Source organism: Streptomyces sp. RKAG290 (assembly GCF_023701695.1).
GTDB lineage: Bacteria > Actinomycetota > Actinomycetes > Streptomycetales > Streptomycetaceae > Streptomyces.
The window spans coordinates 1,101,139-1,118,746 of sequence record NZ_JAJOZC010000001.1 but is presented as its reverse complement, the minus strand read 5'-3'; the positions used below and the strand labels follow the sequence as shown (position 1 = coordinate 1,118,746).

Here is a 17,608-nt window from a genome sequence, read left to right as displayed (position 1 = left end):
AACCGAGGAGACACCGGGTGAACGCACTCGTCCCGCTGCCGGTGCTGCTGCCGCTCTGCGCCACCGGTCTGAGCCTCGCCTTCGGCACCCGGCTCAAACAGTTCCAGCGCTTCATCAGCGTCGCCGTGCTCACCGCCGTATTGGGGCTCTCGGCCACCCTGATGGTCGCCGCCGACGCGGACGGCCCGCTCACCGTCCACCTCGGCGACTTCGCCCCGCCGCTCGGCATCACCCTGGTCGCCGACCGGCTCTCCGGGCTGATGCTCACGGTCTCCTCGGCCGTCACCCTCTGCGTCCTCGTCTACTCGCTCGGCCAGGGCATGGCCGACCGGGACGAGGAGACACCCGTGGCGGTCTTCCACCCCGCCTACCTGATCCTGGTCGCGGGGGTCTCCTGCACCTTTCTCGCCGGTGACCTCGTCAACCTCTACGTCGGCTTCGAGATCATGCTGGTCGCCAGCTTCGTCCTGCTGACGCTCGGCGGCACCGGCCCACGGGTCCGCGCCGGCTCCACCTACGTGATCATCTCCCTCTTCTCCTCGATGCTCTTCCTCACGGCCATCGCCATGACGTACGCGGCCACCGGCACCGCCAACTTCGCCCAGCTGGCCGGGCGGCTCGCCGAACTCCCGCTGGGCGTACAGACCTTGATCCAGGCCATGCTGCTGACCGTCTTCGCCGTCAAGGCGGCCGTCTTCCCGCTCGCCGCATGGCTCCCCGACTCCTACCCGACCGCGCCCGCCCCGGTCACCGCGGTCTTCGCCGGACTGCTCACCAAGGTCGGCGTCTACTGCATGCTGCGCACCGAGACCCTGCTCTTCCCCGGCAACCGGCTCGGCGATCTGCTGATGGCGGCGGCCCTCGCCTCGATGATCGTCGGCATCCTGGGAGCCGTCGCGCAGACCGACCTGAAGCGGCTGCTCTCCTTCACCCTGATCAGCCACATCGGGTACATGGTCTTCGGCATCGGACTCGCCACCCAGGAGGCGTACGGCGGCGCGATCGTCTACGTCGTCCACCACATCACCGTCCAGACCACGCTCTTCCTGGTGGCCGGGCTGATCGAACGGCGCGGCGGCACCACCGAACTCACCCGGCTCGGCGGAATCGCCAAGGCCGCCCCGCTGCTGGCCGTCCTCTTCTTCGTACCCGCGATGAACCTGGCCGGGATCCCGCCGCTGTCCGGCTTCATCGGCAAGCTCGGACTCATGCGCGCCGGTGTCGCCGACGGCGGGGTCTGGGCCTGGATCCTCGTCATCGGATCGACGGCGACCAGCCTCCTCACCCTGTACGTGATGGCCAAGGTGTGGAACCTGGCGTTCTGGCGGGCCGCACCCCCGGACAGGCGCTGGACGGCACGGTCCTGGAGTCCGACGACGAGGACGACGACGCTGATGTCGACGAGGGCCCGGACCGGATGCCCGGCACCGGCGACGAGGGTGTCCGCCTCCGCCACCAGCCGGCCGGGCGCGCGGTCGCGGCCACCCTGCACGGCCACGCCGTCACCACCACGACGAGACTGCCGCGGCTGATGACCTGGGCCACCGCAGCGACGGTCGCGCTCGGGCTCGCCTACACCGTGTTCGCCGGCCCGCTGACCTCGTACACCGACCGTGCGGCCGCCGAACTCATCGCACGAACCCCCTATGTCGAGGCGGTGCTCGGACGGTGAAGCGCCTGATCACGTTCTCCTACCGGAACAAGGACCTGCCGCCCTTCAGCTGCGAGTTCCGCGGCCGCAGACGCCGTGTGCTCGACCTGCCGTTGATCGCCTGGCTCACCGTCATCTGGGTACTGCTCTGGTCCAGCCTGAACTGGGCCAACGTGCTGACCGGTGCGGTGGTCGCGGTGGCCGTCTGTCTGGCGTTCCCGCTGCCGCAGGTCGACCTCGGGCTCCGGCTGCACCCCTGGGGCATCCTGCGGTTGGCCGGCTTCCTGCTCTACGACATGTACACCTCCGGCGTGCGGGTGACCCGGCAGATCTTCGGTGACCGCCCGTACCGGGCCGCCGTCATCGCCGTGCCGCTGCGCTGCCGCTCGGACCTGATGCTCGCGGCGACCGCCGTCGCGGTGTCCAACGTGCCCGGCGGATCGATCGTCGAGGTGCGCCGGGCCACGGCCACCGTCTTCCTGCACGTCCTGGACGCGGACCGGCCGGCCGAACTGGACGCGGCCCGGCGCTCCGTATGGCGCCTTGAGGAGCTGACGGTCCGGGCCTTCGGCACCCGCGACGAGATCGCCCGCGTCGCCGGTCCGCCACCGACGCCGCCAGACACCGGCGAGCAGCCAAAAGACCAGGGGGAGGACGCATGAGCGTGCCGGAGACCGTCGACCAGGTGTTGCTCACCGCGGCCGTCGTGGTGATCATCGTCGCCGGGGCGGGCCTGTTGACCCGCATCTGGCGCGGCCCTTCCATGCTGGACCGGGCGCTCTCGCTCGACGTCTGTGCGGCGCTGATCATCGCCGGCCTCGGCGCCAAGTCGGCCTTCGCGCGTGACCCGTTCTACTTCCCGGTCATGCTGGTGCTGGCCTTTCTCGGGTTCACCGGTTCGGTCGGGATCGCGCGGTTCATCGCCGTACGCGACCGGCCGCCGGGCCGCCCGCGCGCCGACGGCACCAAGAGGACCGGCAGGGAAACACCGTGAGCGCCTGGCTGCAGATCGTCGACACGGCAGGCGCGGTTCTGATTCTTTTCGGCGCTGCCATCTGCCTGCTGGGCGTGATCGGCATGCTGAAGCTGCCTGACGTCCTGTCCCGCAGTCATGCCGCCACCAAGCCGCAGTCCCTGGGCTTGCTGCTCGTGCTGGCCGGGGTCGCGCTGCGGCTGCGCAGCGGCATGGACCTCGCCACGCTCGCACTGATCGGCTTCTTCCAGCTGATGACCGGCCCGGTCGCCGCTCACCTGGTCGCGCGCTCGGCGTACCGGACCGGCCAGATCGACCACGGCGAGCTGCTCTTCGACGAGTTGGACGAGCAGCTGACGGAGGAGAGCTGAGGAGGACGGGCCGCCGGGGGGAACGGACCCGGCGGGCGGGCCGGGTGGGCCGGGCGCCGCACTGTCCGAAGGCGGGTGATCGTCCGTCAAGATCCGTTGTCAGCGCCTCCCCATAGAGTGGAAACATCACTCGGGGAGCCTCGGAAACGGAGCACTTGCATGTCCGCCAACAGGATTGATCACAAGGTAAATCACGTCGCGCTGGTAGTGGACTGTTCGGGTTCCATGCATCAGCACCAGAGCCAGCTCATCCGCGTCGTGGACGAATTCGTGGCGGGCCTGAAGGCCGAGTCGGACAGCCTCGGTCATGAAACCCGGATCAGCCTCTACGCCTTCGACCACAAAGTGGAGAACCTGGTCTGGGACATGGACGTGAAACACCTGCCGTCGATGCGCGGCCTGTACAAGGTCAAGAACGGGGCCACTGCGCTCATCGAGGCCTCGCTGAAGTCGCTGGACGACCTGGGGCACATCTGGGAGGCGTACGGCGAGCACAGCTTCCTCCAGATCGTGGTGACGGACGGTGAGGAGAACGCCTCCGGCGGCGACAGGCGGCACGACGGCGACATGACCGTCCTCGGCCCCTGGCTGGACAGGATCGCGGCGAAGATGGGCGGCCTGCCCGGGCACTGGACCTCCGCGATTCTCGTGCCGAACTCCCTGGCCAAGCGCACCGCCCAGAACTACGGCTTCCCGGCCGGGAACATCGCGATCTGGGACGCGGACTCCCAGAAGGGCGTCGAGGACGCGATAGGCACGGTGCGCGCCGCGGCCACGAGCTTCCTCCGGGGCCGCGAACAGGGCGTGCGCGGCACGAAGAACCTGTTCGCCGTCGGCCAGGACATATCGGTCGACGAGGTGCGGGCCAACCTCGAACCGGTCCCGGCCGACAGGTACCGGCTGCTGAAGGTCGACAAGGATGTCGAGATCCGCCCCTTCGTCGATTCGCATCCGGGCGTGACGTACGAACGCGGCGCCTGTTATTACCAATTGGGCACCCGGGTTCAGGTGCAGCCCGACAAGGAAGTCATAGTCGTCGAGAAGGACACCGACCGCGCATATGCGGGCGACGCCGCGCGCAGTCTTCTGTTCGGTACGGGAATTCACGGAACCGTCTCCGTGAAGGCGGGGAACAATCCCAAGCTGGAGGTATATGTGCAGAGCCGTTCGGTGAACCGGAAACTCAAGCCGAATACGCGTCTGCTCATCATGCTCTGACAAGCGGCAAGGAAATGATGCCGGTCCCCTCGGGTGGTGGGCCGGTGGTGGGTCGGGTGTCGGGCTGGGCGACCGGTTTCGCCGCCGTACCGCTTCGTCGGGCGTGCGCGGGCGGGCCCATTCGGCTCAGGGCGCTGCTAATGGATCGCGAAGAACGGTCAAGGATGACCGCATGAGCCCGAAGAACGCCTCGAATCCGTCCGGTGACTCCGCTGCCCCGAAGCGGGGGTCAGGCCGGCGCCCGGCGATGACCCCGGCCCGGATCACCGCCCTCGTACTGGTGGCTCTGGCGATCGTCCTGATCGTCGAGAACACCCGGCAGGTCAGGATCAGACTGCTGATCCCCGTCGTCACCATGCCTCTCTACCTGGCCCTGCTGGGCATGTTCGTGATCGGCGGGCTGTGCGGAGCGCTGCTGATCCGCAACAGGGTCAAGGGCTGACACCCGGGACCCGCAGTCTCTGGGGCGGAAAGGGTGGAAAGGAGCGCGGCTGCGTGAGCCGGCCCCACGGCGCCCCTACGGCAGGAGCGCGGAACGGGCGTGGGTGAGGAAGCCGGTCAGGGCCAGCTCGAACGCCGCGTCGGCCCGCCCCTTGCCCATCGCCGCCAGGGCCGCGGCCAGGCGTGGCGTCGCCGTTTCGTCGGTCAGCTCCCACATCGTCTCGGGTGCCGCCATGTCCAGGGCCGATCCGAGCACGACGTTCTCCAGCCCGATGATCACGGGCATCACGTCCGGCAGTGGGAAGCCGGCGTCCAGGAGGAGGCCGGCCGCCAGCTCGTACTGTTCGAGGACTCGCGGCGCCCGCACGGGTGACATGGTGAGCAGGGGGATCGTCCTCGGGTGGGCGGCGAAGGCCGCCCGGTAGGAACGGGCCCAGTCCGCCATCGCCCGGTCCCAGGTCAGCGCGGCGGCCGTCAGGGGGGCCGGGTCGATCGCGACCGCCACCCGCTCGCGCAGCAGCTCCACGATGCCGTCCCGGCCCTCCACATGGTGATACACGGACCCCGTCTGGACGCCGAGCCTCTTGGCGATCTTGGGAATGCTGAAGTCGCCCTCCGCGTCCACGAGTTCGAGCGCGGTCGTGGTGATCCGCTCCCGGTCCAGCAGCGGCTTGCTCGGCCGTCCCATCGTGCGCTCCCGAATCTGAGGTCTTCCCGAATGCCCACAGCGGAGGTTACATTGCCAAAACCGAAAGCCTTTAGGTTTCGGGTGCCGGCCTACGGACCGATGCCTCCGGGACCCCCGTCCCCCGCCGCCAGAAGGGCTTCCCCCGCATGCCCGCAATCACACCGCAGCCACAGACACAGCCGGACACGGACCACGGTGCGGCCACTGCCGCACCCACCCTGCGCACCGGCACTCTCGGCACCGCGGACATCGCCTTCTTCGTCGTCTCCGCCGCCGCCCCGCTCACCGTCATGGCGGGCGTCGCCCCGATCGCCATCGCCCTGGGCGGCATAGGCGCGCCCGTCGGCTATCTCCTCGCAGGGCTGACGCTCGCCGTCTTCGCCGTCGGTTTCACCACGATGAGCCGCCACATACGCAGCGCCGGCGCCTTCTACGCCTACATCACCCGCGGCCTCGGCCGCTCCGTGGGCATCGGCGCCGCGCTGCTCGCCATGGTCGGCTACAACGGCATGGAGATCGGCGTGTACGGGCTCCTCGGCTCGTCCACCCAGGACACCGTGCACGCCCTGTCCGGTGTCGACATCCCCTGGCTGCCGGTGTCCCTCGCCGGACTCGTGCTCATCTGGTACGGCGGGTTCCGGTCCATCGACTTCGGGGCCAAGCTCCTCGGCGTCCTGCTCTGCGCCGAGACCGGCATCCTCGTCCTGCTCGCGGGCGGGGTACTGCTCAAGGGCGGTGCGCACGGGCTGTCCGCCGCGTCCTTCGCGCCGGGCAACGTGTTCGTCCCCGGCACCGCCGCCGTGCTCGCCTTCGCGTTCGCCGCTTTCACCGGCTTCGAGTCGACCGTCATCTACCGCCGTGAGGCCCGCGACCCCGGCCGCACCGTGCGCCGTGCCACGTACATCGCGGTCGCCTTCCTCGGGCTGTTCTACGCGTTCGTAGTCTGGACCGTGATTCAGGCGTTCGGCGACGCCGGGGTGGTCGCCGCGGCGGGTAGCGATCCGGCCGGGCTGTTCTTCTCGGCCATCACCACCTTCGTCGGTGGCTGGGCGGCCGATCTGATGCACATCCTCATCGTGACCAGCGTCCTCGCCTCGCTCCTCGCCTTCCACAACGCGATCAACCGCTACGGGCTCGCTCTCGCCGAGGAGGGCGTCCTGCCGAAGGTCTTCGGCACCGTCCATGCCCGGCACCGCTCCCCGTACGTCGCCGGCATCGCGCAGACCGTGCTCGGCGCGGTCGTCGTCCTCGCCTTCCGGGCCGCCGGCGCCGACCCGTACGGGCAGCTGCTGCTCTGGGTGAACACCCCCGGCATGATCGGCCTGATGGCGCTCCAACTCCTCGCGGCCGTCGCCGTGCCGTTCTACTTCCGCCGCATCACCCACCAGGAGGGTGTGCTGCGCACGGTGGTCGCCCCGGTCGTGGCGACCGTCCTTCTCGGCGTGGCGATCGTGCTCGTCTGCACCCACCTCGACCTGTTCACCGGGGCGTCCTCACTGGTCAACACGGTTCTCGCGGCCGTCGCCCCTGCCGTCTTCGTCCTCGGCCTCGCCCTCGCGTGGCGACTGCGACGCACCAGGCCCGCGGTGTTCGAGCGGTTCGCGGCCGAACCCGCCGGACCCGCCGGATCCACTGACGCAGACGCAGACGCAGACGCAGACGCGGGCACCGGCGCCGTACCGGCCTGAGACCTCGCTCCCCTTCCCGGAACACAGCCCCACCCGAACGGAGTTCACCCCCCATGCCCGTAGCCGACCTGCTGCTCACCGGCGCCCACGTCCGCACCCTCGACCCCGCGCTCCCCGAGGCGACGGCCGTCGCCGTCCGGGGCGGGCTGATCGCGGCCGTCGGCGAAACCGAGGACGTCGTCCGCGAGTGGAGCGGTCAGGGTACGGAACGCGTCGATCTCGCCGGAGCCACGCTCGTGCCCGGCCTCGTCGACGCACACAGCCACCCGGTGTGGGGCCTGGAGATGGCGACCGGCACCGACCTGTCGGGCGTGCGCGATCTCGACGGACTCCGGGCGGCCCTGCGCGGCGCCGCCCGGGTCGACGGCTGGGTCGTCGCCTGGGGCCTCGACCACAACGCGTTCGGCGGCCGCCCGGTCGACCGCGCCCTCGTCGAGGACGTGCTCGACGGGTCGCCCGCCTTCGTGCGGCTCTACGACGGGCACTCCGCCCTGGCCAGCACGGCGGCCCTGGACGCCGCCGGCATCACCGGCCCGCGCGTCTTCGGCCAGCGCGCGGAGATCGTCTGCGACGCGGAGGGGCGGCCCACCGGGCACCTGATCGAGCACGCGGCGATGGACCTGATGCTCGCGGTCGTGCCCAGGCCCTCGTTCGCCGAACGCCGTACCGGACTGCTCGACCTGCTGTCGCGGATGGCGGCCACCGGGCTGACCGGCGCGCACGTCATGGACATGGGCCACGGCGACGTACCGCAGCTCCTGGCCTCGGTCGAGGACGAGGCGGTGCTGCCGCTGCGGTTGCGCCTCGCCCCCTGGTGCATGCCGGGCATCGGCAAGGACGGGCTGGACGAACTGACCCACCTCCAGCGCGAGGCCGGACGGCACTGGCGGGTCGGCGGGGTCAAGTTCTTCATGGACGGCACCGTCGAGGGCGGCACCGCATGGCTGGAGCACGCCGACTGCCACGGCCAGGGCACGGACGCGTTCTGGCCCGACCCCCAGGCGTACGCGGACGCCGTGCGGCACCTGCACGCGGCCGGTGTCGGCACAGCCACCCACGCGATCGGCGACGCCGCCGTACGGCACGTCCTGGACACGGTCGAGTCCCTGGGTGCGGGCGGCGCGGGCCGGCACCGGATCGAGCACATCGAGACGGTGCCCGACGACACGATCCCGCGCTTCGCCGCGCTCGGAGTGGCCGCGTCGATGCAGCCGCCGCACACCGCCTACACGCGGGGTGACCACGCGGACGAGTGGTCCAGGCGGCTGGGCGCCGACCGCGCGGCGCGCGCCTGGCGCATCCGTGACCTGCGGGACGCCGGAGCGGTGCTCGCGCTCGGTTCGGACTGGCCGATCGCGCACTACGACGTACGCCGTGTCCTGTCCATGGCGCAGGCACCGGAAGGCGCCGCGGGGTCGAGGCGGGGCCTCACCGGGCTGATGGCCCTGGAAGGCTGCACCTCGCACGCGGCGCGCGCCGCCGGGGAGGACGCCGGACGCATCGCACCCGGCCTGCGCGCGGATCTCACCGCTCTCGGCCTCGATCCGGTGCTGGCGCCCGCGGACGAGATCGCCGAGGCGCCGGTCCGCCTCACGGCCGTCGGCGGGCATCTCACATATTGGGGGGAGTGAGACGCGGGAGCGCGCGGAGTGCTTTCGCATTTCACGCCAGGCACCACGCATGCAAGTCGGTTCTCGGGCAATACGAAAGCCAACTGGTCGACGTCACAAGGCAGTCGACGACTCGCACCAAGGAGGCGCCATGCCGCTCACGTTCCGCAAGAGCTTCCGCATCCTCCCGGGCGTGACCCTGAACATCAACCGCAAGTCGTGGTCCGTCACGACGGGCGGCAAGAACGGTCCGCGCCGGACCCGCAGCAGCACCGGCCGACGTACGACGTCCATGAACCTGCCGGGCCCTTCGGCTGGCGCAAGACCACGCGTGCAAGCCGGCACTGAGTAAGCCTCCCGCCGGCGAGGCGGGGCCGCCGCCTGCCCGGGACAAGGCCGGCGGTGGTTCCTCGCCGGGCGGGATCGTGGCAGCGGAGCGGGCCGTGACGGCCCGCTCCGCTTTCACGCGATCAGGGTGATCAGGTGTTCCGCCGCAGCGCCACGACGTCGATCTCCACGAGAATGCCCATCAGCTCGGAACCGACCGTGGTGCGCACCGGCCGCGGGTCGGTGAAGTGCTCCCGGTAGACCTGGTCGAAACCGGCGAAGTCTCGGTGCACGTCCTGAAGATGGACCGTCGCTTTCACCACGTCGTCGAGCGTGAGCCCGTCCGTCGCGAGAAGGGCGCTCAGGTTCGCGAGCACCTGACGGGTCTGCTCCTGCACGGTCTCGCCCAGCTCGCCGGTGACCGGGTCCTGCGGGCCGAAGCCGGACGTGAACAGGTAGGGGCCCGCCGCGATGCCCTGGCTGTAGCCGCCGATCGGGGCCGGGGCACCGGCGGTGGTGACCGCACGGCGCTCGGGCCGGACGCTGTCCTCCGTCACTTGGTCAGGTCCCCCTCGCGTGCGTTGACCCCGGCGTAGTGGAGCAGCTTGTCCTCGTCGACGGTGACGCCGAGACCCGGACCGTCCGGCACCCGCAGGCTGCCGCCCGCCAGCGTGAGCGGCTCGATGATGTCGTCCGCGTGCAGGTAGTACATGGAGTCGATGGCACGGGACAGCACCGGGGTGCTGGCGACCACCGCGAGGTGGGCGGCCGTGGCGATGCCCAGTTCGCCGCCGCTGTGCAGGTTCATGCCGAGGCCGAACGTCTCGCAGTGCGCGGCCAGCGCCTTCGTCGCCGCGATGCCGCCCCACTTGTAGACGTCACCGTGGATCACGTCGACCGCGTTCAGACGCATCGCGGGAGCGAAGTCCTCGAAGCGGACCACGCACATGTTGGTGCACAGCGGGATGCGCACCTTCTGGCGGACCTGGCTCATGCCCTCGATCCCGACACACGGGTCCTCCAGGTACTCCAGGTCCAGCTCCTCCAGTGCGATACCGGCCCGCACCGAGTCCGGCACCGACCAGGCGGCGTTCGGGTCCACGCGCAGACTCACCTCGGGCAGCGCGCCGCGCAGCGCCCGCATGATCGCGACGTCGCCCTGCACGTCCTTGGTGCCCTTCAGCTTCACGGCCGTGAAGCCGCCCTCGGCCACCACCCGCTCGGTGTGCTCGGCCAGCGCACCGGGCAGGCCGGCCGCGTCGGCGCCCGGCGCGTCGGCGCGGGTGATCAGCGCGGTCAGCGGCACCTCGTCGCGGACCGGGCCGCCCAGCAGGTCGGTCACCGACTGGCCGGTGGCCTTGCCCATGGCGTCCCAGCAGGCCACGTCGATCGCCGCCAGGGCCGCGTAGCCCAGGTACCCGTAGAAGAACGGCACCATGTGGTGGCGGCGGTGGAAGGACTCCAGGGCGAACGGGCTCGTGCCGATCAGGTCCTCGGCGAGGTCGCTGACGATCGCGGCGACCGGACGGCCCCACATCGTCTCGCCCCAGCCCTCCACGCCGGAGTCGGTCCTGATGCGCACCACGGTGCGCGTCTCCCCGGTCTTCGTCTCGAACGAGCTGGTGAAGGGGTTGACCAGCGGCAGGTTGACGACGTGGACGTCGACCTCGGTGATCTTCATGAACGGGTCCTTACGTGTGAGGTGGTGGAGGGTCACGCGGTGGGACGCGACGCGGCGTCGAAGGCGAGCACCGCGCGGGCCAGGCCCCGGGCGCGCCGGTCGAGCAGGCGCTCACCGTGCTCGGCGTCGGCTCCGGCCGCGTCGTCGGTGGCGCCTCCCACCCGCTCCCACTCGCCGTGCCGCTCCACGGTCAGACCGGGGTAGGGCGGCCTGTCGAACAGCGCGGGCGGGTCGACCGGTTCGTGCCGGGCGCGGTCCAGGCGCACCAGGTCCGGGCGTGCGGCCAGCATCAGCGACGTCTCGAACCAGCCGGCGTGCCCGGGCACCAGCTCGGCGTGCGTCTCGTCGGGCGAGTCGGTCTCCGGCTCACCCGTGTCGGTGAGTGTCCAGTACGAACAGGCCGCGGCGGTCACCTCGGCGCGCAGCGCGAACCGCTTCACCGCGAGCCGCATGATCTCGTCGTTGCCGCCGTGCCCGTTGACGACGAGCACCCGCCGGTAGCCGCAGCCGGCCAGCGAGTCGAGGAGCTCGTCCAGGACCATGCCGAGCACCGGCGCGGACAGCGTCAGCGCCGCCGCGAACAGATGGTGCGGGCTGTGTCCGTACGGCAGCGTCGGCAGCCGCACGAGATCAGGCACCTCCACACCGGCGGCGGCCCGCGCGTCGAGCAGCGCCAGGGCGCGGGAGACCACGGCGTCGGCGAGCATCGTGTCCGTGCCCATCGGCAGGTGCTCGGCGTGCTGCTCCTGCGAACCGATCGGCAGGACGGCGATCGCGTCGGTCGCCGCCGCGCGCGTCTCGCGCCAGGTGGTCTCGGTCAGGTTCCGCTGGGTCATACCGCTGTCTCCCCGGATCGGGGGCATGACAGAGTCGGCGCATGGCGCATGAACGTAATCCTTTGCGGTTGGTGCCCGATCCGCGGCCGGACGAGCCGGCCGGGCGGGACGTCGGTGTGCTGGGCGCCGTCGAGGTGCTGCCAGGACTGGTGCGGGCCGCGCTGCTCACCCGCGCCGGCGCCGTACGCGAGCGGGCCCAGGCCCGCTTCGACGCGCGCAGCGCCGACCCGGCCGTCGTCGACGCTGCGCTGCGGGAGGCGGCGGCGGTGTTCGCCGGTCAGCCCCTGCTCGGCGTCGGTGTGGCCGCGGCCGGTGTGGTGGATCCGGCGGCGGGCCGGATCATCGAGGCCAACGACGCCCCCGCGCTGCGCGGCTACCCGGTGGCCGACCGGCTCGCCGGGCTGGCCGGCGCCCCGGTGCGGATCGAGCACCGGGCGCGCGTGCAGGTGCTCGGCGACCGCTGGTTCGGCGCGGGGCGCGGCCGCCGCTCGTTCGCCTCCGTCGCGACCGGTGAGGTACTCGGCGTCGGCATCCTCTACGAGGGGAGGTGCTCGCTCCGGTCGGCGGACGCAGCGGCGCCCACATGACGGTCACCGCGAGCGGTGAGCCCTGTACCTGCGGAGGGCGCGGCTGCTGGAAGACCGTGGCGAGCACCCGCTGGCTGCGCGAGCGCGCCGCCGAGCAGGGCCTGGCCCCCGGGGCGGCCACGCTCGCGGCCCTGGTGGCGTCCGCCGAACCGGCCGCCGCCGATCTCGTGGCGCGGTACGCGGAGAACCTGGTGCTCGGCCTCGCCACCGTCCAGCAGCTCTTCGCGTGCGGCCTGTTCGTGCTGCACGGCGAGGCACTCGACGGCGGCGAACCGTTCCGGGCCCTGGTCGAGGCCCGGCTGCGCGCCGATGTGCTCGGCGGCGGCGAGGCCCCCACCGTGGTGCTCGGCGAGGCCGCGGACACCGGCGCGCTGCTCGGCGCGGCCGGCCTGGTCCTGTCGGGGCGGTAGGACAGCACTCATGCCGGGACGTCGCCCAGGATGCGGCGGCCCGGGTCGGGCACCGGCACGGCGTCCAGGAGCCGCCGGGTGTAGGCGTCCTCGGGGGCGGTGAACACCTGGTCGGCGGTGCCGGACTCGACGATGCGGCCCTGCCGCATCACGGCGACCCGGTCGGCGATCTGGCGGACGACCGCCAGGTTGTGGGAGATGAAGAAGTACGTCAGCCCGAGCCGTCCCTGGAGCTCGGCGAGCAGGTCGAGCACGCGGGCCTGCACGGACACGTCGAGCGCGCTCGTCGGCTCGTCGAGCACGACCAGGCGCGGCTCCAGGGCCAGTGCCCGCGCGATGGAGATGCGCTGACGCTGACCGCCGGAGAACTCGTGCGGGTACCGGTCCAGGATGCTCGCGTCCAGGCCGACGGAGTCCAGGAGCTCCCCGACCCGGTCGCGCACCTTCGTCCGGCCGCGCCGCCCGCGCGCCCACTCCTCGTGGGTGACGAGCGGCTCCCCGACGATGTCGGCGATCCGCAGCCGCGGATTCATGCTGGAGTACGGGTCCTGCAGGACGACCTGCATCTGCCGGCGCAGCGGCCGCAGCGCGGCGCCGTTCAGGGCCAGCAGGTCCGTGCCGTCGAACCGCACGCCGCCCGAGGTGGGTTCGAGCAGCCGGAGCAGCAGCCGGGTCAGCGTCGTCTTGCCGCAGCCGGACTCGCCGACCAGGGCGAAGGTCTCGCCCTCGCGGACGGTGAGGGACACGTCGTCGACGGCGACGCTCGGCGGGCGGCCCGGGAACTCCTTGCGCAGGGCGTCGATCTCCAGCAGCGGGGTGGTGGTCATGCGACGGGCTCCAGACGGGGAGTGGCGGCCAGCAGATCGCGGGTGTACGCGGCGGCGGGGCGCGCGAAGACCTGCTGCACGTCGCCGGTCTCGACGACCTCGCCGTGCCGCATGACGACGACCCGGTCGGCGGTCTCGGCGACGACGCCCAGGTCGTGGGTGATCAGCAGGACGGCCATGCCGTGGCGTCGCTGGAGCCGCACGAGCAGCTCCAGGATCTGCCGCTGCACCGTGACGTCGAGCGCGGTGGTGGGTTCGTCGGCGATGAGGACGCGGGGCCGGGCCACGAGCGCGGAGGCGATCATGACGCGCTGGCGCAGACCGCCGGAGAGCTCGTGCGGGTACTGGCGGTAGCGCCGTTCGGGGTCCGGGATGCCGACCTCGTCCAGGGCGGTCAGCGCCGCCCGGCGGGCCTCGGCGCGGGTGTGGTCGCCGTGCAGCCGCAGCACCTCGGCGACCTGCTCGCCCACCCGCTGCAACGGGTCGAGGCTGGTCATCGGGTCCTGGAAGACCATGGAGATCTGAGCGCCGCGCACCTTGCGCAGCTCCTTCTCGCGCAGGGCGAGCACGTCCTTGCCGTCGAGCAGCACGTGGCCGCCCGCGTACACGCACGGAGGCTCGGGGTTGAGGCGCAGCGCGGACAGGGCGGTGGCCGACTTGCCGCTGCCGGACTCGCCGACGACGGCGAGCGTCTCGCCGGAGCCGACCGAGAGGTTCACCCCGCGTACCGCGTGCACGGTCGAGGAGGCGAGGGCGAAGTCGACGCGCAGGTCCCGGAATTCGAGGACGGGCGCGGACGGTGTGGTCTGTGCGGAGTCGGTCATCGGCGGTACGCCTTCGGGTCCGCGACGTCGCGCAGGGCGTCGCCCAGGATGTTGATGGAGAGCGAGGTGAGCATGAGCGCGATGCCGGGGAAGACCGCGATCCACCAGGACGTGCCGAGGTAGAGCTGTCCGTCGGAGAGCATGCCGCCCCAGGTCACCGTCTCCTTCGGCACGCCGAGGCCGAGATAGCTGAGCGAGGCCTCGGCGACGACGGCGGATGCGATGTGCAGGGTGCCGATGGTGGCCAGCGGGGCCATGACGTTGGGCAGCAGGTGGCGGCGCATGATCGCCATGTCCCCGACGCCGATCGCCCGTGCCTCGGTGACGAAGTCGCGGGTACGCAGCGACAGCACCTCGGAGCGCACCACGCGGGCGTACGACACCCACCCGGTGATGCCGATCACGAGGATCACGTAGCCGAGTCCCGAGCCGACGAAGCCGACGACGGCGAGCGCCAGCAGGATGGCGGGAAAGGCGAGTTGGACGTCGGCGACGCGCATCACGACGCGGTCGGTCCAGCCGCCGAGGTATCCGGAGGCGAGGCCCGCGACCGTGCCGATGACACCGGCGAGCAGGGCGGCGCCGGCACCGACGAGCAGCGAGACCCGGGTGCCGTAGACGATCCGCGAGAGCAGGTCGCGGCCGAGCTGGTCGGTGCCCAGGAGATGGGCCGTGCTGCCGCCGGACTGCCAGGCGGGGGCCGGAGGCGGGCGAGGAGGTCCTGGGCGGCCGGGTCGGCCGGTGCGATCAGCGGTGCGCACAGGGCGCACACGATGATCAGTACGAGGAAGGCGAACGCGAGCGCGGCGAAACGGTTGCGCAGCAGCGAGCGCAGCACGGACGGCTGGGTCGGGGCGGCGGGGGCGTGCGCGGCGGCGGTGGTCGCGGGGACGGTGGTGGTCATCGGGAGTTCCTCACCCTCGGGTCGAGGAGGCCGTAGGACAGGTCCACGAGCAGGTTCACCACGACGAACGTGACGGCGAACAGCAGCACGGTGCCCTGTACCAGGGGGAAGTCGCGGTTGGCGATGGCCTGCACGGTCAGCTGACCGACACCCGGCCAGGAGAAGACCTGCTCGGTGAGGATCGCGCCGCCGAGCAGGCTGCCGACCTCCAGGCCGACGACCGTCACCACGGGCAGCGACGCGTTGCGCATGCCGTGCCGCAGCACGGTGCGCACCGGACCCAGGCCGCGGGCGCGGGCCGTGCGGATGTGGTCGGAGCCGAGCACGTCGATCAGCGAGGAGCGCAGCAGCCGTGCGACGACGGCGACCGAGTAGACGGCCAGCGTGATCGACGGCAGGACGAGATGGGCGAACGTGCCGTACCCGGATGCGGGCAGTGCGTGCAGGCCGACGGCGAACACGAGGATGAGCAGGATGCCCACCCAGAAGGCGGGCGTCGACTGGCCGATCAGGACGACCGTGATGACGCCGCGGTCGGCGGCCTTGCCGCGGTGCATCGCCGCGATCGTGCCGGCGGGCAGCGCGATCACCAGTGTCACCACGAGGGCGCCCGCCGCGAGCAGCAGCGTGGCCGGGATGCGGTCGGCCAGGACCGCGCGGACCGGCTGGTTGTAGAAGAGGGAGTCGCCGAAGTCGAAACGCGGCAGGCCCCACAGGTAGTCCAGGTACTGCGTGAGCAGCGGCCGGTCCAGGCCCAGGCTGTGCCGCAGCACGCCCTCCTGGTGGGCGGTGGCGTCCGGCGGCAGCATCACCTTCACCGGGTCGCCGGACAGGCGGACCAGGAAGAACACGACCGTCGCGGTGCACAGCAGGACCAGCAGGGCTGTGCCCAGCCGGGTGGCGGCGGGCCGCAACACGGCCCAGGCGCGGCTGGGTCCGGCGACGGGTGCGGCAGCCGAGGTGGGTGAGGTCAGGGTCCCGCTCATCACACGGCCACCTTCGCGCTCGCCATGTCCAGCACGCCGGCGGCGCCGGGCGTCCAGCTCGGCCGGGTGTTGTGCACGTAGATGTTGTCGATCTGGTACAGCGGCACGAACGGCGCCTCGTCCTTGATCAGGTGCTGGAGATCGGAGAAGGCGCGGCGGCGCACGGCCGGATCGACGGACAGCTCCTCGCGGTCCACGAGCCGGTCGGCGCGCTTGTGGTGCCAGCGGCTCTGCCGCCGGTCGCTGCGGACGTTCGACTGGAGCATGCTCTCGCCGTCCATGGTCCAGACGGTGGACGCGGCCAGGTACATCGGGCCGAGCGCGCCGTGGTTGGTGGAGGTCAGGCGCTGCGAGTACGTGCCCGGGTCGAGCAGGTTCACCTCTGCGCGGATGCCGGCGCGGGCCAGCAGACCCGAGAGGGCCTCGGCGACGTTCGCGTCCAGGTTGGAGGCGGTGATCGAGGTGCTGATGCCGTCGGGGTGACCGGCCTCGGCGAGCAGCGCGCGGGCCTTGGTGAGGGAACGCTGATACGGCTTCACGGACTCGTCGAAACCGAACGCGCCGCGCGGGATCATCGCCGGGACCTCGGTGGCGTTGCCGCCGAGCACCGCCTTGATGAGCAGTGGCACGTCGATGGCGTGGTTGAGTGCCTGCCGTACGCGCCGGTCGCGCAACGGCCCCTCGCTCAGGGTGTCGAGGGACAGGTAGGAGGTGCGGATGCCGGTGTGGTGGTCGATCCGCACGCCCGGGTAGCCGGCCAGCTGCTCGGCCGCGTCCGGGGTCATGCCCGCCACGATGTCAACGCCGCCGCTCTGCAGGGCGGCCAGCGCGGACGAGGAGTTGGGGGCGGGTACGAAGACCAGCTCGTCGACGTGCGGGCGGCCCTGCCAGTGGTGGTCGTAGGCGGCTAGGCGCAGTTCGTGGTCGCGCTGCCAGTGCCGGAACGTGAACGGCCCGGTGCCGACCGGGTGCGCGGCGAACCCCCCGTCGCCGACCTCGGCCAGATAGCGCGGCGGTACCACGACGCCGCCGAACAGGGACAGCTTCGCGGGCAGGATCGGGTCGTGCACCGAGGTGTGCACGTCCACCGTGTACCGGTCGACCACATGCACGGAGTCGACGTAACGCAGCTCCACGATGGGCGACTTGGTGGCGGGATCCAGCAGCCGCTCGATGCTGAACCGCACGGCCTCGGCATCGCACGGCTCACCGTTGTGGAAGGTCACGCCGCGCCGCAGCACGAACCGCCACACCTTCGGCTCGACGGCCTTCCAGGACAGGGCGATCCGCGGTTCGAGGGTGTTGTCGCGGCCCCGCGTGGTGAGCGTGTCGAACATGTTGATCAGGGCGTTCATCGACGTCATGTCGCCCTGCTTGTGCGGGTCCATCGTCTTGGGGTCCCCGGTCTGGGAGACCCGCAGCACGTTGCCGGCGGAGCCCGCCGAGGGTGCGCCGCACCCGGTGAGGAGGCCGGGGACTGCAAGGGCGGACACCGCGAGACCACTCAGGCGCAGCGCCGAACGGCGGGAGCAGCCGACGCGCGGGCCGCTTCCCCCTTCACATATTCGTTCCATTGGACAACACGC

General features: G+C 71.5%; 15 protein-coding genes and 4 pseudogenes. 10 read left to right on the top strand and 9 right to left on the bottom strand.

Translation table 11 applies throughout. The annotated features are described in order from the left end of the window. Positions 1 to 17: 17 nt before the first annotated feature. The 6 genes and pseudogenes from LNW71_RS04790 to LNW71_RS04765 all read left to right on the top strand — a co-directional run bounded on the left by LNW71_RS04790 (position 18) and on the right by LNW71_RS04765 (position 4,655). Positions 18 to 1,672, top strand: a pseudogene (locus tag LNW71_RS04790) (Na+/H+ antiporter subunit D). After that, entirely contained in the window at positions 1,669 to 2,313 is a 645-nt protein-coding gene (locus LNW71_RS04785; protein WP_250967087.1) for a Na+/H+ antiporter subunit E, read from the top strand. The pseudogene LNW71_RS04790 and the gene LNW71_RS04785 overlap by 4 nt, the downstream one beginning before the upstream one ends. After that, positions 2,310 to 2,645, top strand: a complete 336-nt coding sequence (locus tag LNW71_RS04780) for a monovalent cation/H+ antiporter complex subunit F (RefSeq protein WP_250967086.1) — start codon at positions 2,310 to 2,312, stop codon at positions 2,643 to 2,645. Before LNW71_RS04785 ends, LNW71_RS04780 begins: the two co-directional genes overlap by 4 nt. Continuing rightward, on the top strand, positions 2,642 to 2,995 hold the full coding sequence (mnhG, locus tag LNW71_RS04775) for a monovalent cation/H(+) antiporter subunit G (protein ID WP_250967085.1): 354 nt from the start codon (positions 2,642 to 2,644) through the stop codon (positions 2,993 to 2,995). The genes LNW71_RS04780 and mnhG overlap by 4 nt, the downstream gene beginning before the upstream one ends. Positions 2,996 to 3,154: 159 nt before the next feature. Further along, positions 3,155 to 4,213 carry a vWA domain-containing protein gene (locus LNW71_RS04770; protein ID WP_250967084.1) on the top strand — a complete coding sequence of 353 codons (1,059 nt, stop codon included), beginning with the start codon at positions 3,155 to 3,157 and terminating at the stop codon, positions 4,211 to 4,213. Between the two features lie 172 nt (positions 4,214 to 4,385). Further along, positions 4,386 to 4,655, top strand: coding sequence for a LapA family protein (locus LNW71_RS04765; RefSeq protein WP_250967083.1), 270 nt, complete (start codon positions 4,386 to 4,388; stop codon positions 4,653 to 4,655). A 75-nt stretch (positions 4,656 to 4,730) separates the two neighbouring features. Here the strand turns inward: LNW71_RS04765 and LNW71_RS04760 are convergent, their stop codons facing one another. Further along, the gene (locus tag LNW71_RS04760; protein WP_250967082.1) at positions 4,731 to 5,342 is read right to left on the bottom strand and encodes a TetR/AcrR family transcriptional regulator C-terminal domain-containing protein; all 612 of its coding nucleotides are present in this window, start codon (positions 5,340 to 5,342) and stop codon (positions 4,731 to 4,733) included. Between the two features lie 146 nt (positions 5,343 to 5,488). Between LNW71_RS04760 and LNW71_RS04755 the strand changes: the two genes are divergently transcribed. The 3 genes and pseudogenes from LNW71_RS04755 to LNW71_RS04745 all read left to right on the top strand — a co-directional run bounded on the left by LNW71_RS04755 (position 5,489) and on the right by LNW71_RS04745 (position 8,988). Beyond that, entirely contained in the window at positions 5,489 to 7,030 is a 1,542-nt protein-coding gene (locus LNW71_RS04755) for an APC family permease (RefSeq protein WP_250967081.1), read from the top strand. 53 nt (positions 7,031 to 7,083) lie between these two features. Further along, positions 7,084 to 8,661, top strand: coding sequence for an amidohydrolase (locus LNW71_RS04750; RefSeq protein ID WP_250967080.1), 1,578 nt, complete (start codon positions 7,084 to 7,086; stop codon positions 8,659 to 8,661). A 130-nt stretch (positions 8,662 to 8,791) separates the two neighbouring features. Then, positions 8,792 to 8,988 (top strand): annotated as a pseudogene (locus LNW71_RS04745) (DUF4236 domain-containing protein). 131 nt (positions 8,989 to 9,119) lie between these two features. Here LNW71_RS04745 and LNW71_RS04740 read toward each other — a convergent pair. Genes LNW71_RS04740 through LNW71_RS04730 form a run of 3 tightly spaced genes read right to left on the bottom strand, consistent with a single transcriptional unit; the run spans position 9,120 to position 11,484 of the window. Further along, a complete protein-coding gene (locus LNW71_RS04740) occupies positions 9,120 to 9,524 on the bottom strand; it encodes a RidA family protein (RefSeq protein ID WP_250967079.1) in 405 nt (134 codons plus the stop codon). Further along, positions 9,521 to 10,648, bottom strand: a complete 1,128-nt coding sequence (locus tag LNW71_RS04735; RefSeq protein ID WP_250967078.1) for an enolase C-terminal domain-like protein — start codon at positions 10,646 to 10,648, stop codon at positions 9,521 to 9,523. The genes LNW71_RS04740 and LNW71_RS04735 overlap by 4 nt, the downstream gene beginning before the upstream one ends. Before the next feature lie 32 nt (positions 10,649 to 10,680). Continuing rightward, the gene (locus tag LNW71_RS04730) at positions 10,681 to 11,484 is read right to left on the bottom strand and encodes a creatininase family protein (RefSeq protein ID WP_250967077.1); all 804 of its coding nucleotides are present in this window, start codon (positions 11,482 to 11,484) and stop codon (positions 10,681 to 10,683) included. Between the two features lie 41 nt (positions 11,485 to 11,525). Here LNW71_RS04730 and LNW71_RS04725 point away from each other — a divergent pair. Then, positions 11,526 to 12,481, top strand: a pseudogene (locus tag LNW71_RS04725) (ROK family protein). A gap of 8 nt (positions 12,482 to 12,489) precedes the next feature. On the opposite strand, the gene LNW71_RS04720 reads toward LNW71_RS04725, so the two are convergent. The 5 genes and pseudogenes from LNW71_RS04720 to LNW71_RS04695 all read right to left on the bottom strand — a co-directional run bounded on the left by LNW71_RS04720 (position 12,490) and on the right by LNW71_RS04695 (position 17,596). Beyond that, positions 12,490 to 13,308, bottom strand: a complete 819-nt coding sequence (locus tag LNW71_RS04720; RefSeq protein ID WP_250967076.1) for an ATP-binding cassette domain-containing protein — start codon at positions 13,306 to 13,308, stop codon at positions 12,490 to 12,492. Continuing rightward, positions 13,305 to 14,132 carry an ABC transporter ATP-binding protein gene (locus tag LNW71_RS04715; RefSeq protein WP_250967075.1) on the bottom strand — a complete coding sequence of 276 codons (828 nt, stop codon included), beginning with the start codon at positions 14,130 to 14,132 and terminating at the stop codon, positions 13,305 to 13,307. Before LNW71_RS04715 ends, LNW71_RS04720 begins: the two co-directional genes overlap by 4 nt. Next, a pseudogene (locus LNW71_RS36395) lies at positions 14,129 to 15,036 on the bottom strand (ABC transporter permease). Before LNW71_RS36395 ends, LNW71_RS04715 begins: the two are co-directional and overlap by 4 nt. Further along, entirely contained in the window at positions 15,033 to 16,022 is a 990-nt protein-coding gene (locus LNW71_RS04700) for an ABC transporter permease (RefSeq protein ID WP_250967072.1), read from the bottom strand. The pseudogene LNW71_RS36395 and the gene LNW71_RS04700 overlap by 4 nt, the downstream one beginning before the upstream one ends. After that, positions 16,022 to 17,596 carry an ABC transporter substrate-binding protein gene (locus LNW71_RS04695; protein WP_250967071.1) on the bottom strand — a complete coding sequence of 525 codons (1,575 nt, stop codon included), beginning with the start codon at positions 17,594 to 17,596 and terminating at the stop codon, positions 16,022 to 16,024. Before LNW71_RS04695 ends, LNW71_RS04700 begins: the two co-directional genes overlap by 1 nt. Positions 17,597 to 17,608: the final 12 nt, after the last annotated feature.

Bases quoted from the DNA above. Each gene is read 5' to 3' on its own strand.
- LNW71_RS04780 (WP_250967086.1), top strand. From the start codon at position 2,310: ATGAGCGTGCCGGAGACCGTCGACCAGGTGTTGCTCACCGCGGCCGTC.
- LNW71_RS04770 (WP_250967084.1), top strand. From the start codon at position 3,155: ATGTCCGCCAACAGGATTGATCACAAGGTAAATCACGTCGCGCTGGTA.
- LNW71_RS04765 (WP_250967083.1), top strand. From the start codon at position 4,386: ATGAGCCCGAAGAACGCCTCGAATCCGTCCGGTGACTCCGCTGCCCCG.
- LNW71_RS04760 (WP_250967082.1), bottom strand. From the start codon at position 5,342: ATGGGACGGCCGAGCAAGCCGCTGCTGGACCGGGAGCGGATCACCACG.
- LNW71_RS04755 (WP_250967081.1), top strand. From the start codon at position 5,489: ATGCCCGCAATCACACCGCAGCCACAGACACAGCCGGACACGGACCAC.
- LNW71_RS04750 (WP_250967080.1), top strand. From the start codon at position 7,084: ATGCCCGTAGCCGACCTGCTGCTCACCGGCGCCCACGTCCGCACCCTC.
- LNW71_RS04735 (WP_250967078.1), bottom strand. From the start codon at position 10,648: ATGAAGATCACCGAGGTCGACGTCCACGTCGTCAACCTGCCGCTGGTC.
- LNW71_RS04730 (WP_250967077.1), bottom strand. From the start codon at position 11,484: ATGACCCAGCGGAACCTGACCGAGACCACCTGGCGCGAGACGCGCGCG.
- LNW71_RS04720 (WP_250967076.1), bottom strand. From the start codon at position 13,308: ATGACCACCACCCCGCTGCTGGAGATCGACGCCCTGCGCAAGGAGTTC.
- LNW71_RS04715 (WP_250967075.1), bottom strand. From the start codon at position 14,132: ATGACCGACTCCGCACAGACCACACCGTCCGCGCCCGTCCTCGAATTC.
- LNW71_RS04700 (WP_250967072.1), bottom strand. From the start codon at position 16,022: ATGAGCGGGACCCTGACCTCACCCACCTCGGCTGCCGCACCCGTCGCC.
- LNW71_RS04695 (WP_250967071.1), bottom strand. From the start codon at position 17,596: ATGGAACGAATATGTGAAGGGGGAAGCGGCCCGCGCGTCGGCTGCTCC.